Origin of the sequence: Novosphingobium sp. (assembly GCF_041905565.1) — a bacterium.
Taxonomy (GTDB): domain Bacteria; phylum Pseudomonadota; class Alphaproteobacteria; order Sphingomonadales; family Sphingomonadaceae; genus Novosphingobium.
In genome coordinates this window covers 28,729-42,809 of sequence record NZ_JAYRKX010000005.1, presented here as the reverse complement: position 1 = coordinate 42,809, position 14,081 = coordinate 28,729, and the positions used below count along the sequence as shown (strand labels likewise).

General features: G+C 66.6%; 14 protein-coding genes. 3 read left to right on the top strand and 11 right to left on the bottom strand.

The genetic code is table 11. The annotated features are described in order from the left end of the window. Window positions 1-5: 5 nt before the first annotated feature. Genes ACE3N9_RS05545 through ACE3N9_RS05535 form a run of 3 tightly spaced genes read right to left on the bottom strand, consistent with a single transcriptional unit; the run spans window position 6 to window position 3,393 of the window. Window positions 6-437: a nuclear transport factor 2 family protein gene (locus ACE3N9_RS05545; RefSeq protein WP_374281678.1), complete on the bottom strand. Its 432-nt coding sequence runs from the start codon at window positions 435-437 to the stop codon at window positions 6-8. After that, window positions 434-2,569, bottom strand: a complete 2,136-nt coding sequence (locus tag ACE3N9_RS05540; protein ID WP_374281676.1) for an FAD-dependent oxidoreductase — start codon at window positions 2,567-2,569, stop codon at window positions 434-436. The genes ACE3N9_RS05545 and ACE3N9_RS05540 overlap by 4 nt, the downstream gene beginning before the upstream one ends. Continuing rightward, window positions 2,566-3,393, bottom strand: a complete 828-nt coding sequence (locus ACE3N9_RS05535) for a sugar phosphate isomerase/epimerase family protein (protein ID WP_374281674.1) — start codon at window positions 3,391-3,393, stop codon at window positions 2,566-2,568. The genes ACE3N9_RS05540 and ACE3N9_RS05535 overlap by 4 nt, the downstream gene beginning before the upstream one ends. A gap of 125 nt (window positions 3,394-3,518) precedes the next feature. On the opposite strand from ACE3N9_RS05535, the gene ACE3N9_RS05530 reads away from it, so the two are divergent. Both ACE3N9_RS05530 and ACE3N9_RS05525 read left to right on the top strand, forming a co-directional pair. Next, on the top strand, window positions 3,519-3,947 hold the full coding sequence (locus ACE3N9_RS05530; protein WP_374281672.1) for a nuclear transport factor 2 family protein: 429 nt from the start codon (window positions 3,519-3,521) through the stop codon (window positions 3,945-3,947). 57 nt (window positions 3,948-4,004) lie between these two features. Continuing rightward, on the top strand, window positions 4,005-4,769 hold the full coding sequence (locus ACE3N9_RS05525; RefSeq protein WP_374281670.1) for an SDR family NAD(P)-dependent oxidoreductase: 765 nt from the start codon (window positions 4,005-4,007) through the stop codon (window positions 4,767-4,769). Here the strand turns inward: ACE3N9_RS05525 and ACE3N9_RS05520 are convergent. Both ACE3N9_RS05520 and ACE3N9_RS05515 read right to left on the bottom strand, forming a co-directional pair. Beyond that, the gene (locus tag ACE3N9_RS05520; RefSeq protein ID WP_374281668.1) at window positions 4,756-5,310 is read right to left on the bottom strand and encodes a nuclear transport factor 2 family protein; all 555 of its coding nucleotides are present in this window, start codon (window positions 5,308-5,310) and stop codon (window positions 4,756-4,758) included. The two genes, ACE3N9_RS05525 and ACE3N9_RS05520, sit on opposite strands and share 14 nt — an antisense overlap. Beyond that, window positions 5,303-6,073, bottom strand: a complete 771-nt coding sequence (locus tag ACE3N9_RS05515; RefSeq protein ID WP_374281666.1) for an SDR family NAD(P)-dependent oxidoreductase — start codon at window positions 6,071-6,073, stop codon at window positions 5,303-5,305. The genes ACE3N9_RS05520 and ACE3N9_RS05515 overlap by 8 nt, the downstream gene beginning before the upstream one ends. A gap of 139 nt (window positions 6,074-6,212) precedes the next feature. On the opposite strand from ACE3N9_RS05515, the gene ACE3N9_RS05510 reads away from it, so the two are divergent. Continuing rightward, window positions 6,213-7,679, top strand: coding sequence for a flavin-containing monooxygenase (locus tag ACE3N9_RS05510; RefSeq protein WP_374281664.1), 1,467 nt, complete (start codon window positions 6,213-6,215; stop codon window positions 7,677-7,679). Here ACE3N9_RS05510 and ACE3N9_RS05505 read toward each other — a convergent pair. From ACE3N9_RS05505 to cysD, 6 genes are all read right to left on the bottom strand, one after another. Further along, window positions 7,676-8,782 carry a helix-turn-helix transcriptional regulator gene (locus ACE3N9_RS05505; RefSeq protein WP_374281662.1) on the bottom strand — a complete coding sequence of 369 codons (1,107 nt, stop codon included), beginning with the start codon at window positions 8,780-8,782 and terminating at the stop codon, window positions 7,676-7,678. The two genes, ACE3N9_RS05510 and ACE3N9_RS05505, sit on opposite strands and share 4 nt — an antisense overlap. Before the next feature lie 25 nt (window positions 8,783-8,807). Then, window positions 8,808-9,962 (bottom strand): LLM class flavin-dependent oxidoreductase, encoded by a 1,155-nt coding sequence (locus ACE3N9_RS05500; protein ID WP_374281660.1) that lies wholly within the window; start codon window positions 9,960-9,962, stop codon window positions 8,808-8,810. An 84-nt stretch (window positions 9,963-10,046) separates the two neighbouring features. Further along, on the bottom strand, window positions 10,047-10,799 hold the full coding sequence (locus tag ACE3N9_RS05495) for a 3'(2'),5'-bisphosphate nucleotidase CysQ (protein ID WP_374281659.1): 753 nt from the start codon (window positions 10,797-10,799) through the stop codon (window positions 10,047-10,049). Between the two features lie 11 nt (window positions 10,800-10,810). Beyond that, a complete protein-coding gene (locus tag ACE3N9_RS05490; RefSeq protein WP_374281658.1) occupies window positions 10,811-11,068 on the bottom strand; it encodes a DUF2061 domain-containing protein in 258 nt (85 codons plus the stop codon). Window positions 11,069-11,070: 2 nt separating this feature from the next. Then, window positions 11,071-12,978 carry a sulfate adenylyltransferase subunit CysN gene (gene cysN, locus ACE3N9_RS05485; protein ID WP_374281656.1) on the bottom strand — a complete coding sequence of 636 codons (1,908 nt, stop codon included), beginning with the start codon at window positions 12,976-12,978 and terminating at the stop codon, window positions 11,071-11,073. 125 nt (window positions 12,979-13,103) lie between these two features. Continuing rightward, window positions 13,104-14,018, bottom strand: coding sequence for a sulfate adenylyltransferase subunit CysD (cysD, locus tag ACE3N9_RS05480; RefSeq protein ID WP_374281654.1), 915 nt, complete (start codon window positions 14,016-14,018; stop codon window positions 13,104-13,106). Between the last annotated feature and the right edge of the window lie 63 nt (window positions 14,019-14,081).

Sequence of the window (14,081 nt, the reverse complement as noted above, 5' to 3'; positions counted from 1 at the left end):
GCCCGTCAGGGCGCGAACACATCGAAACTGCCGACGTGGCCCCGGTTCAGCTTGGTCCGGTGGCACAGCTTCCACGCGCCGTCCACGCGCCGCCACTGGTCGTGGTAATCCCCCAGCGTGACGAAAGTGATGTGTTCCTTGCCCGCCGCGCCAAGGTGCGTGTCGCTGACATAGCAGCGGCTTGTGGCCTGATCGCCGTCCACTTCGACCAGCAAGTTGCCCAGCAAGTGCTGGGTCTGCCCGCAGGGGTCGAGATAGCGCCGGATCAGCGCGACGATCGCTGCCGGTGAGGCGAGCGGGCCGGTGCCCAGCTCGCCCGTCGCATCTTCGGTCAGTTCCGCCAGCAGGCCGGGCCAGTCGCGCGCGTCCATTGCCCGGGCGATCCGGGTGAGGGCGCGCGCGATCTCGCGCTCGGCCAGCAGCAGCTCAAGGCTCACGCCGCGGTGCCCGCCACCGCCTTTACCGCCGCCAGCGCGCCGTGCATCGCCCCTTCGATGTAACCGACCCCGGTCGCATCGCCGATGGCGTGGACGGTGAAGCCCGCCGCCTTGAGGCTGTCAGCCAGCGTCAGGTCACCTTCCGCGCCCTTGGCAACGATCACATTGTCGGCGGCGACGGTCTGCTTGTTCCCGGCGCTGTCGGTGAAGGTCACCGTGCCGGCCTGGATCGCGATGTTGCTGGCTCCGCCGTGCAGGCCGACGCCGTGTTCGGCCAGTTCCGAGAGGATGCGCATGCGCCGCACCAGCGTCAGCCCCTTGCCGAGGCGCGGGGCTTCCTCGATCACGTTGACCCGGCGGCCGCGCTCGGTCAGGAATTCGGCCAGTTCGATGCCGACTAGCTCGCCGCCGATGATCGCGATGTTGTCGCCCAGCGGCATCCAGGTGTGGGTCGCCTTGCGCACCAGCGCGAGGTTGGCGGTCGCCCCGGTGGCCGCGCCGACCTTGGTCGCGATCCGGGTGAACAGGCCGGTCTTGCGCTTCAGTTCCTCGCTGCTTTCGCCCAGCATCATCCGGCGCATGTCATCGCCCGAGAACACGTGCGGCAGGTCGCCGCCGGGAATTTCGGGCATGCCGCGGATCGCGCCGGTGGCGACGATCACTTCATCGACGCCCAGCGAGCGGAGCAGGTCCGGCGTCGCCTCGGTCGACAGACGCACGGTCACGTCGGCTTCCTCGACTTCCTGGCGCAGCCAGTTTAGCAGGCGCTCGTTCGGTTCATAGGCCAGGCTGGCAAAGCGCAGCGTGCCGCCCAGCCGGTCGCTCTTTTCGATCAGCGTGACCTTGTGGCCCAGCGCCGAGAGGCGCCGCGCGCTTTCCATGCCGCCGGGGCCGCCGCCGATCACGGCAACGTGCCTGGCCTTGGTGGCGGGCAGGGCGGGGGCCTTGAATTCGAAGCTCAGCTCCGGATTGACCGCGCAGCGCGCCGCCTGGCCGTTGTAGATCGCGCTGACGCAGGTGTAGCAGTAGACGCAGGGGCGGACCTTGTCCGGCATGCCCATTTGCAGCTTGTTGGGCAGGTGCGGATCGGCCAGCAGCTTGCGGCCCATGGCGATGAAGTCGGCCTCGCCCTTGCCGATGGTGGCATCGCCCACTTCGGCCTCGATCCGGCCCGAACCGATCACCGGGATCTTGACCGCCGCCTTGATCCGCGCGGTTTCGGGCAGGTTCCAGCTTTCCAGGTGCGGGATATTCGATTGCGAATGGAGCTTGCCAATGCCCGTATCGTGGTACGAGGTGATGGTGATCGCATCGACGCCCGCCGCCTCGACCATCTTGGCGTGTTCGATCGCGTCCTCGACCTGGATGCCGCCGGGCTTGCCGACTTCCTTGCCGTCGAGCTTGATCCACACCGGATAGTCCGGGCCGACCGCCTTGCGGATGCCGGCGATCACTTCCAGCGGCAGGCGCATGCGGTTTTCGCGGCTGCCGCCGTACTGGTCGGTGCGCTGGTTGGTGTAGGGGGAAATGAAGCTGGACAGGATGTAGCCATGGCCGGCGTGAATCTCGATCCCGTCGAACCCGGCTTCCTTGGCACGGCGCGCGCCCTGGGCAAACATGTCGACCAGCTGGTCGATGTCGGCCTGCTCCAGCACCTTGATCTCGGGCATCTTGAACCCGGCCATGCCGGCCAGCTCGTCCATGGTGAAGAATTCGGAGATGTTCTGCTTGGGCACCGGGGGATAGCCGGGCGCCCACAGCGGATGGCCCCAGCGCTGGAATGAATAGCCCGCGATCAGCCCGCCGAAGTGCAGCTGGGTGGCGATCTTCGCGCCGTGCTTGTGGACAGCGTCGGTCAGGCGCTTCAGCCCGTGGATGAACTTGTCATCCGAAATCGCGGTCTGCCCCAGCGCCACCGCGCCGACCGGCCAGCCCACCCCGGCGACACCGCAGATGATCAGCCCGACCCCGCCCTTGGCCTGTTCCTCGTGATAGGCGATGATCTGATCGCCGCAGGTGCCATCGTCTTCCGACAGGCTGACCCCCATCGCGGTAACGGCGATGCGGTTCTTGAGGTCCATCGTCCCGATCTTGCCGGGCGAGAGGAGGTGGGGATAGCGGTTGCTGGTCATTTCGGGGTTCCTTGCGAAAGGCAGTAATCAAGCGCCTGGGCGCATTCCAGCGCGGCCTGGGCGGGGGGCAGCGCATCCAGCGCGGCGGAAAACATCTCGATGCCCGTCGGGGCCGTGGTGCCGGTGGCGGACAGCGCGGCCATGAAGGCGGCAAAGTCGATCACGCCGCTGCCCGGCATCAGGCGGTCCTGCATCTTGTTGACCATCTGCGCATCGGCATCGGCCGGCACGTCAGCCAGTTGCACGCTGTAGATCCGCTCGCCCGGAATGCTCGCCAGCAGGTCGAGCGAGGAGCCGCTGGTTTGGAAATGGCTGCTGTCGACCATCAGCCCGCCGTTGGGCGCATCGGCGCGCTGCACCACTTCCCAGGCTTCGGCGAGGCCGAAGATCCCGCCGCTCGGCACGAATTCCAGCGCGACCCGCAGGCCGTGATCCGCCGCGCGGCGGCACAGCTCGGCAAAAGAGGCGGCCATGGCCGGGCCGTCGAAGGGCAGGCCGAACAGTTCGGCGGCGGAAATGGTATGCGCGCCCAGCGCCTGCGCCATCGGCAGCATCCGTTCGGGCGTCTGCCATTTGAGCATGTCCCACTGCGATGGCGGGGCATCGGCCTGGCCGGGCAGCCAGCAGCACAGCACCTCGATTTCGCTGACGACAAGACCGGCGGCGGCGACGGCATCGCGCACCTCTGCCAGGTCGGCATCGCGCACATCGCTGGGCCACAGCGATACGGCATCGAACCCGGCGGCACGCGCCGGGGCCAGCCGGTCCAGCACCGGCAACAGCCGCTGCGAACCGGAATAGAGCACACGCTGCTCAGGGGTCATGCGCGCTATTGTCCCTCTCCCTTGCGCCGATCGGTCATGCCTGACTATGCCCTTGTCCGGGCCGCCGCAATCGGCCAGTCCTGCCGTTCGGCACACTTCGTGCCAAGAACCCCGACGAGGTCCGCATGATCGCCCAGTTCGCCATTACCAACCTGCTTTATCGCTATGCCGAAATGATCGATGCGGGCGACCTGGCCGGCGCCGCCGCGCTGTTCGGGCACGCCCGCATCAAGATGCGCGGGGGCGAGGAATTGGACAGCGCCGCACTGCTGGCAAGCTGGCGCAGGCGGGTGGTGCTTCACCCCTGCGGCACTCCGCGCACTCGCCATGTGGTGACCAACCCGATCATCGAAGTGGACGAGGCGGCCGGCACCGCCACCTGCCGGTCGTGCTACACCGTGCTGCAACAGACCGAGACGCTGCCGCTGCAGGTAATCGCCGCCGGACGCTATCTCGATACCTTCGCGCGGGTGGACGGGGAGTGGCGCTTTGCCAGCCGCGATTACAGCCTGTTCGACATGCCGGGCGACCTGTCGCAACACTTGTCCGGTTAGGTTCTTGCCGCTGCCTCCCCGCGCGCTAGGCTGCGCGCCTAGCATGGGAGCAGGATCATGGAAGAACGGCTGCGCGGCAAGGCGCTGATGATTGTCGGCGCGGGCACCGGGATCGGCGCGGCCACGGCGCGGCGGCTGGTGGGCGAAGGCGCGCGGGTGGTGCTGGCCGACATCAATCTGGCTGCGGCGCAGGCCGTGGCGGCAGAACTGGGCGCGGCGGCCATGGCGCTGGCGATCGACATTGCCGACGAAGCGTCGGTGAATGCCGCCATTGCCCAGGCCGTGGACTGGCTGGGCGGGCTGGACGGGATCCACGTCAACGCCGCCGACCTGCGCACGATCTTTGCCGATAGCGATGCGCTGTCGCTGGACCTCGCTGTGTTCGACCGGACCATGGACGTGAACCTGCGCGGCCACCTGCTGTGCACCCGCGCCGCGCTGCCGCACTTGCTCGCGCGGGGCGGCGGGGCGGTGGTCTATACCAGTTCCGGGGCGAGTCATTCGGCCGAGCCGCAGCGGCCCAGCTATGCCATGTCGAAAAGCGGGCTGAACGCGCTGATGCGCCATGTTGCCAGCCGCTGGGGGCGCGAAGGGGTGCGCGCCAACTGCGTGGCGCCGGGCTTCGTGATGACCCCGGAAATGATCGCCGGGGGGCAGGTGCCCGATCAGCTGATCTCCGCTTTCCTGACGCGCACACCCAGCACCCGCGTTGGCAGCGCCGAGGATATTGCCGGGGTGGTCGCCATGCTGCTGTCAAACGACGGGACGTGGATCAACGGGCAGGTGTTTCACGTCAACGGCGGCGGGCTTATGCCCGCGTAAGCCGGTCCGCGCCGAACAGCGGCAGGCGGGCATAGACCGGATCGTCCGGCCCGGCGCGGCCAAGCTCGACCCCGTCGTCCACCTCGCCGCCGGGGGAGGGCGCCACCGCGCGCTCCTCCATCCAGTCGAGCACCAGGCTGCGGCGCAGGAACTTCCACACGCCGCCGCGCCTGGCATATTGGTCAAGATAGCGCCCATTGGCGATCAGATCGCGCGTGCCGTCCGCCGTGCGGTGCCAGGCCGTGGTCGGGATTTCGCCATTGGCGGTGTCCCCCTCGATCAGGAACAGCATGTTGCCAACCGCATGGCGCGTAGCCTGCCAGTTGGCCAGCATCGCCGGCAACCAGGCGACATATTCGTCGGGCGAGCCGCAGAACATCGCGCCGTGATCGTCCACCGCATCGTCGTGGTACAGGCTGCGCACCAGCGCCAGGTCGCGCCGGTCGATCGCGTGGCAATAGGTCACGACCAGCCGTTCCAGCGCCATCCGGTCCAGCGCCGCTTCCAGCGTCAGCGGCGCCGGGGCAAGGCTGTCAGACACCGAAGCCGCCCGATACCGAAATGGTCTGCCCGGTAACGTAGCTGGCCCGGTTCGAGGCGAAGAACACCGCCGCCGCGCCAATGTCTTCCGGCTGGCCCCAGCGGCGCAGGCACAGCAGCTTGTGGGTTTCGGCGATCCATTCATCCCCGAACACGCCCTGTTCGGACAATTCGTGGAACATGCCCGCATCGATCACGCCGACCAGCACCGAATTGGCGCGGATGTTATGCTCGCCTTCTTCCTTGGCGATGCCCTTGATCAGCGCCTCGTTGGCGGCCTTGGGCACCACCGACAGGCCGTCAAGCTTGGGATACCAGTCATGCCCGGCAGAACCCAGGTGGACGAAGCTGCCGCCGCCGTTCGCCCGCATGTGCGGGATCAGCGCGCGCGCCGCGTTGTAGAACCCGAAGGCTTCGGTTTCCATCGCGTTGCGGAACGCCTCCTCGGTCCATTCGGCCAGCGGCGTCTGGCCAACCAGCGGCCCGGCGCCCCAGACCATCGAGTGGATCCGGCCATGTTCCGCTGCCGCCGCTGCGATGCAGGCGTCGAGCGAGGCGCGGTCGCGCACGTCGACCTGGTGGATCGAGGCCCTGGCCCCGGCCGCGCGGATCGCCTCGGCGGTGCGTTCAGCCACGTCCTGCTTCGAGCGGTAGCACACCGCCACGTCGCTGCCCGCCTTGCCGAATTCCAGCGCCACGCCCTGGCCGATCCCGCCGCTGCCGCCGAACACCATGCAGGCGCCGTCCGGAAATTCCTTGCCCATCGTTTTCTCCCAGTCTTGCTTGGCCCAAGAGGTGCCACAGCGCGGCGCGAAGGCCATAACCCTTTCGGGTGATGGCGGGCGTTTTTGGCTGTGTCAGTTCCATGCTCAACGAAGCATTTTTGGCAGAGGGAACTGAACAATGGGCGAAGCACGCAAACTGCGTTACGCGATCATCGGCGCGGGGATGGCCGGCATCCTGGCCGGGATCAAGCTGAAGGAACGCGGCGAACAGTTCACGATCTATGAAAAGGCCGACAAGCTGGGCGGCACCTGGCGCGAAAACCGCTATCCGGGGCTGACCTGCGACGTGCCGGCCCACGCCTATACCTATTCGTTCGAACCCTATCCGGACTGGGACGCCTATTATTCGACCGGCGCGCAGATCCAGACCTATTTCGAATATGTCGCCGACAAGTACGGCATCACGCCGATGATCCGCTTCGGCCATGAAGTGACCTCGGCGATCTACAACGATGCCACCGCCACCTGGACGCTGACGTTCGGCAATGGCAGCAGCGTGGAAGCCGATGTGGTGATCGCCGCCTCGGGCGTGCTGCACCACCCCAAGCTGCCCGACATCGCGGGGCTGGACACGTTCAAGGGCCCGGCGTTCCACACCGCCCGCTGGGACGACAGCGCCCCGATCGACGGCGCCCGCGTCGGCCTGATCGGTTGCGGTTCGACCGGCATCCAGATCGTCACCGCGCTGGCTGACCGGGTGGAAAAGCTGGTCCACTTCCAGCGTTCGCCGCAGTGGGTCATGCCGGTGCCGCAGTTCGACTATACCGATGCCGACCGCGAGGCGTTCCGCAAGGATCCGGCGCTGATGGACGCGATCCGCTACAACGATGAATACCTGGGCGCGATCAAGCGCTTCACCGATGCGATCACCGACATCGACGGCCCGCTGATGCAGCAGATCGAGGATGCCTGCCTGCAGAACCTCGAAAACTCGGTCCGCGATCCGGAACTGAAGGAAAAGCTGCGCCCCAACTACCGCGCGGCGTGCAAGCGGCTGATCTATTCGTGGAACTATTACGACAAGGTCCAGCAACCCTCGATCTTCGTCGAAACCGGCGGGATCGAGCGGATCGAACCCACTGGCGTGCGGATGAAGGACGGCACCCTGCATGAACTCGACACGCTGGTGCTGGCCACCGGCTTCCGCGCCGACCGCTTCATCCGGCCCGCCGTGGTCAAGGGTGCGGGCGGGGTGTGCCTCGACGATTTCTGGGCGGTGCGCCCGCGCGCACACTATGCCATGACGATGCCCGGCTTCCCCAACCTGTTCATGCTCAACGGCCCGACCGGGCCGGTCGGCAACTTCTCGCTGATCGACATTGCCGAGCAGCAGTGGAACTACATCGAACACCTGCTGGACGAATTGCGCGCCGGGCGTGCCCGCAGCGTGCAGCCCCGCGCCGAAGCGTTCGAGGACTATGAAGAGCGCCGCATCGCCGCGGCCAAGACCACGATCTTCGGCTCCGGCTGCCAGAGCTGGTATCTGGACGGCGAGGGCGTGCCGGCCAGCTGGCCGTGGTCCTACGAAGCCTTTGCCGAAGCGATGAAGCAGCCGGTGATGAGCGAGTTCGAACTGGCGGCCTAACCGCTCAGGGCGCCAAGCAGGTTCACCAGCTGTGCCTGGCGGTGAACCTGCGTCTTGGCAAAGATCGAGCGCAGCTGGGCCTTGGCCGTGTTGTGGGCAATGCCCAGCTCGCGCGCGGCCTCGACCAGCGAATGCCCCTGGGCGAGGACCGAGCACAGCCGGGCCTCGGCCGGGGTCACGCCCAGCAATTCGCGGATCGTTTCGGGTTCCAGCACCAGTTCATCGCCCGGCCGGGCCAGGAACAGCGCCAGCGCGCCGGTTCCGGAATGGATCGCAGGCAGGTCGATCGCCCGGGCGGTCGCCACCAGGTCGCCGTGCTCGGGCCGGGGGATGCGGAACCGGGTAACCCCGTCCGCCGCCTGGCCGGATTGCAGCAGTCCTTCCACTTTCCGGCGCAGCATGGCGCTGTCGAACCGCACTTCGCCCCCGGCGCGGCGCAGCCCTTCGCCTTCGGTCAGGATCCGTTCGGCCAGTGCATTGCTGCTGACCAGCCGGCATTGCCGGTCCAGCACCAGCAGCGCCAGGCCAAGGCCATCGGTGGCGCTGCGCAGCAGGCTGTGCTGGCCGCCGGCGAATTGCAGCTTTTCGAACAGCGATACGGCGGTGCGCAGGTGCGGGACCAGTTCCTGGAACCGCGCGCGGTCATCCGGAGTGAATTCGGGCATGTCGGGGGTGCGGGTGGTGCGAAAGCGCGCTTCGAACTGCCCGGCAAAGCGCAGGTCGACCCCCAGCACCTGTTCGCCCCCGGTCAGCGCGAGGTATTCGCGGTAGGCGGCAAAGCGTTGCTGATCCTGCCCCGCCAGGAATTCGCCGAAGCTGGTGACGCGCCCTTCGGGCAGGCCCTTGAACGGGTCGCTGGCGAAATGGCTTTCGATGTAGAACGCGCTGAACCGCGGGTCGGCGCCGGGGGTTACGAAAGTGCCCGGCTGGGCGCGCCCCGGCGAAGTGATGATCAGCGTAGCAAAGGCGGAACCCAGCCAGCCGGTCAGCGCTTCGAGAAACCGTTCCCACGGCCGTTCGGCGTCGATCCCGCTGTAAAGGCGGGCGAGCAGATCGGAAAACCGGGGATCGACGCGCGGGTCCATCCCCGGTTCATAGCCCAATCGGGTTGCTCCTGGCCAGTCCCGCCTATTCGGCGGCGACGGCTTCGGCCTGTTCCAGCGCGCGGAAGTGCGGGATGACCTTTTCGCCGATGTTGCGGATCGATTCCATGATCACGTCGTGCGGGATGCCGCCCATCTGGAAAATGAACAGGATCTCGTCCGCGCCCGCGTCTTTCAGGCGCTGGACATAGCGGATGCAATCGTCCGGCGTGCCATAGGCGTCCTGCGCCACGGTGTAGTTCGACAGGTGCTCGTCGCCCACCGGGATGGCTTCTTCCGACAGGTAGGCGATGGTCGCCTGTTTGCCCGATTCCAGCACCTTGGCGTGGTCATCGGCGGTCAGATTGTCGTCCACGGTCGGCTTCGGCCCGCCCTGGTACCAGTAGGCGATGCTTTCCGCGAAGAAGCGCTGGCCGCGCAGGCCGACCTTGCGGGCCTTTTCGCGGTCGTCCAGCACGGTCGCGGCGCACAGTGCGGCCAGGTGTTCGGTCGGGCGGTAGCCGACCTGGTCCTCGGCCTTGCGGTTGCGGAACGCCTCGCGGTAGATCGCGTTCTTCTTGGCGATTTCCTCGGGCCCGGAGAAGCCCAGCACCAGTGCGCCGATCCCGCGCCCGCCGGCCTGAAGCAGCGTGGCTTCGCGCGTGCAGGCCATGTAGAGCGGCGGATGCGGGTCCTGGTAGGGGGCGGGGTGGATCGGCCGGGCCGGGATCTTGATATAGGTCCCGTCGTGTTCGACGAAGCCGTCCTTGAGGATCTTGGGGACCAGGTACATCGCCTCGTCGATCATCGGCCCCAGTTCGCTGAGGTCATAGCCGAACGTGCCGGCTTCCTGCTGGGTGCCGCCCTTGCCCATGCCGAAGTGCAGCCGCCCCTTCGACAGCACGTCGAGCGTGGCGACGCGTTCGGCCACCTTGACCGGGTGGTTCATCGCCGGGGGCAGGCAGACCACGCCGTGGCCAACGTGGATGCGGCTGGTCGCGCCCGCGATGAAGGCCAGCACCGTTTCCGGGGCCGACATGTGGGCATACTGGGTCAGCGCGGTGTGTTCGACGCACCAGATGCAGTCGAAGCCCATTTCCTCGGCGTATTTTGCCTGGTCGACGATCTGGTGAAACACGGCCGCTTCGTTCTCGCGGCTGGTGTCGACCATTTGCGCTTCATAGATGATCGAAAACTTCATTGCTGGCTCTCCCGCTCCTGCCGGTCATGGCCGACTGCGGATGAGCCTAACGCGAGTCTCCCTTTAGTGCATAACCCAATTGGGTTATGATTGCTGGCCCAGCTCGCGCAGCGCGTCCAGCACCAGCGGTGCGTGTTCCCGGCGGCAGATCAGCAGGTCGGGCATGTAGGTATCGGCCTGGTTGTAGACCAGCGGACTGCCATCGACCCGCGAGCAGTGCAGCCCGTGCGCCAGCGCCACGGCGGCGGGGGCGCAGCTGTCCCATTCGTATTGCCCGCCGGTGTGCAGGTAGATGTCGGCCTGGCCCAGCACCACGGCCATCGCCTTGGCCCCGGCGCTGCCCATCGGGATCAGCTCGGCCCCCAGCTTTTCCGCCACGGCGACGGCTTCGGCGGCGGGGCGGGTGCGGCTGACGACCATGCGCAGCTGCGCCGGGGCAGGGGGCACCGTGCCCGGCCGGTCGCTGCGCAGCACTTCGCCGGCGCCCGGCAGCGCGACCGCGCCCAGCACCGGCACGCCGTCCACCGCCAGCGCGACGTGGACCGCCCAGTCCGCGCGTTCCTCGCCATATTCGCGCGTGCCATCGACCGGATCGACGATCCACACGCGGCTGGCGTTCAGCCGGTCGAGGTTGTCCTTTTCCTCCTCCGACAGCAGCGCGTCGTCGGGGCGCTGTTCGCGCAGCGCATGGCACAGGAACTGGTTGGCGGTGGCATCACCGGCGCGGCCCAGCGCCTTGAGGCTCAGCACTCCGGCGCTGCGCACTTCCAGCAGCAGCCGTCCGGCCACTTCGGCCAGGTGGGCGGCAAGTTCGGCATCGGTCATGGCATCGCTCATCGCAGGGTTCCTCAGATCATCGCGGCGGGATCGTCGGGCGGGGGCGGGGCGGGACTGGCCCCCCAGCCGATCGATGCCCAGACCCGTTCGTGGAAGTAATAAAGCAGCACCTTGGTAATCACCTCGGTCCCGGCGATCGCGCCGGCGGCCTTGGCGCTGCTGGTGAACAGCAGGCTCAGCAGGAACGTGTCGATGCTGCCCAGGACGCGCCAGCTGATCCCCTTGATCAGGGACCGGCTGTGGGTTTCGCGGCCCCGGAACAGCAGCATGGTCAATCGTCCCCAAGCAGCCGAGCGACGATCAGTTCGGCGGCTTCCTTGGGGCTCAGCGCCGTGGTGTCGACGCGGATTTCGGGGTTGATCGGCGCTTCATAGGGGCTGTCGATCCCGGTGAAGTTCTTGAGCTGGCCCGACCGCGCCTTCTTGTACAGGCCCTTCACATCGCGCGCCTCGGCATCGGCCAGCGGAGTGTCGATGAACACTTCGACGAATTCGCCTTCGGGCAGCATCGCGCGGACCATTTCGCGTTCGGCGCGGAACGGGCTGATGAAGGCGGTAATCACGATCAGCCCGGCATCGGCCATCAGCTTGGCCACTTCGCCGACGCGGCGGATATTCTCGATCCGGTCGGCCTCGGTAAAGCCCAGGTCCTTGTTCAGCCCGTGGCGGACGTTGTCGCCATCGAGCAGGAACGTGTGCCGGTTCATCCGGTGCAGCTTCTTTTCGACCAGGTTGGCGATGGTTGATTTTCCCGCCCCCGACAGGCCGGTGAACCACAGCACCGCCGGCTTCTGGTTCTTGAGCGCGGCATGCGCCTCGCGGCTGATGTCGAGCGCCTGCCAGTGGACGTTCTGCGCACGGCGCAGGCTGAAATGCAGCATGCCCGCCGCGACCGTGGCATTGGTCAGCTTGTCGATCAGCACGAAGCCGCCCAGCGTGCGGTTCTCGCCGTAAGGTTCGAACACCAGCGGCTTGTCGGTCGTCACTTCGGCCACGCCGATCGCGTTGAGGTCAAGCGTCTTGGCCGCAACGTGTTCCAGGGTGTTGACATTGATGGCATATTTGGGCGGCTGCACGGTAGCCGAAACGGTCTGCGTCGCCAGCTTCAGCCAATAGGCGCGGCCCGGGATCAGCGCTTCGTCGTTCAGCCAGACCAGCGTTGCCTCGAACTGGTCAGCCACCTGCGGCGGCTGGTCGGCCAGCGCGATGACGTTGCCGCGCGAACAGTCGATCTCGTCGGCAAAGCACAGGGTGACCGACTGGCCGGCCACGGCTTCGGGCAGGTCGCCATCTTGCGTCACGATGCGGGTGACCGTGCTGGTCTTGCCCGAAGGGAGCACCCGCACTTCGTCGCCCGGCTTCACGCTGCCGCTGGCGATCAGCCCGGCAAAACCCCGGAAATCGAGGTTCGGGCGGTTGACCCATTGCACTGGCAGGCGAAAGGCCTTTTCCGCATCGCGGGCCGAATTGACCTCGACCGTTTCCAGGTGTTCGACCAGCGTCGGGCCCGAATACCACGGGGTGTTGGCCGACAGGGTGGTGATGTTGTCGCCCTTGAAACCGGAAATCGGCAGGGCGGTGAAGCTCTCGATGCCGATGCTTTTCGCAAACTCGGCATAGTCGGCGACAATCGCGTCGAACGTGGCCTGGTCATAGTCCACCAGGTCCATCTTGTTGACCGCCAGCACCAGGTTGCGGATGCCGATCAGGTGGCACAGGTACGAATGGCGGCGGGTCTGCACCAGCACGCCCTTGCGCGCATCGACCAGGATCACCGCCAGGTCCGCCGTGCTGGCGCCGGTCACCATGTTGCGGGTGTATTGTTCGTGCCCCGGGCAATCGGCGACGATGAACTTGCGCTTTTCAGTGTTGAAGAAGCGGTAGGCGACGTCGATCGTGATGCCCTGTTCGCGTTCGGCGGCAAGGCCATCGACCAGCAGGGCGAAATCGATGTCCTGCCCCTGGGTGCCGACCTTCTTCGAATCCGCGTGCAGCGCGTCAAGCTGGTCCTCGAAGATCATCTTGCTGTCGTACAGCAGTCGTCCGATCAAAGTGGACTTGCCATCGTCCACCGACCCGCAGGTGATGAAGCGCAGCATGGTCTTGTGCTGGTGGGTTTCCAGATAGGCGTCGATGTCGTCCGCGATGAGGGCGTCGGTCTGATAGATTGCGTCGGTCATAGGTTCACCCGTCATCCCGGACTTGATCCGGGATCCAGCTGTTGATTTGGGCACAAGGCAAGGAAGCCTGACCCCGGATCAAGTCCGGGGTTGACGTTGCGGAACGCTGCGCATTCCGTGGCACGTCAAAAGTACCCCTGCTGCTTCTTGACTTCCATGCCCGCGCCGCCCGCGTCCTTGTCGATCGCGCGGCCCTGGCGTTCGCTGGTGGTGGTGAGCAGGGTTTCCTGGATCACTTCCGGCAGCGTCTTCGCCTCGCTTTCCACCGCGCCGGTCAGGGGATAGCAGCCCAGCGTGCGGAACCGGATCGAACGTTCGACCGGCACTTCGCCGGGCTTCAGCGGGAAGCGGTCATCATCGACCATCAGCAGCAGTCCGTCGCGTTCCACCGTGGGGCGCTTGGCCGCGAAATAGAGCGGGACGATCGGAATATCGTTGAGGTGGATGTATTGCCACACGTCCAGCTCGGTCCAGTTGCTGATCGGGAAGACGCGGATGCTCTCGCCCTTGTTCTTGCGGGCGTTGTACAGGTTCCACAGCTCGGGCCGCTGGTTCTTCGGGTCCCAGCCGTGGCTGGCGGTGCGGAAGGAGAAGATGCGTTCCTTGGCGCGGCTCTTTTCCTCGTCGCGGCGCGCGCCGCCGAAGGCCGCGTCGAAGCCGTACTTGTCGAGCGCCTGCTTGAGCCCTTCGGTCTTCCACATGTCGGTGTGCAGCGCGCCGTGATCGAACGGGTTGATCCCGCGTTCGGCGGCTTCGGGGTTGTGATAGACCAGCAGGTCCATCCCGCTTTCCTTGGCCATGCGGTCACGCAACGCGTACATGTCCTGGAACTTCCAGGTGGTATCGACGTGCAGCAGCGGGAACGGCGGCGGCGCGGGATAGAACGCCTTGCGCGCCAGGTGCAGCATCACCGCGCTGTCCTTGCCGACGGAATAGAGCATCACCGGCCGCTCCGCCTCGGCCACCACTTCGCGGATGATGTGGATCGCCTCGGCCTCCAGCCGCTGGAGGTGGGTGAGGGGAGTGTGCGCTGGGGCCATGGCCGAATCCTTGGGTGCGGGTATCGCTGGGACGGCGTGATACAGGGGTGACACGGTCGTTAA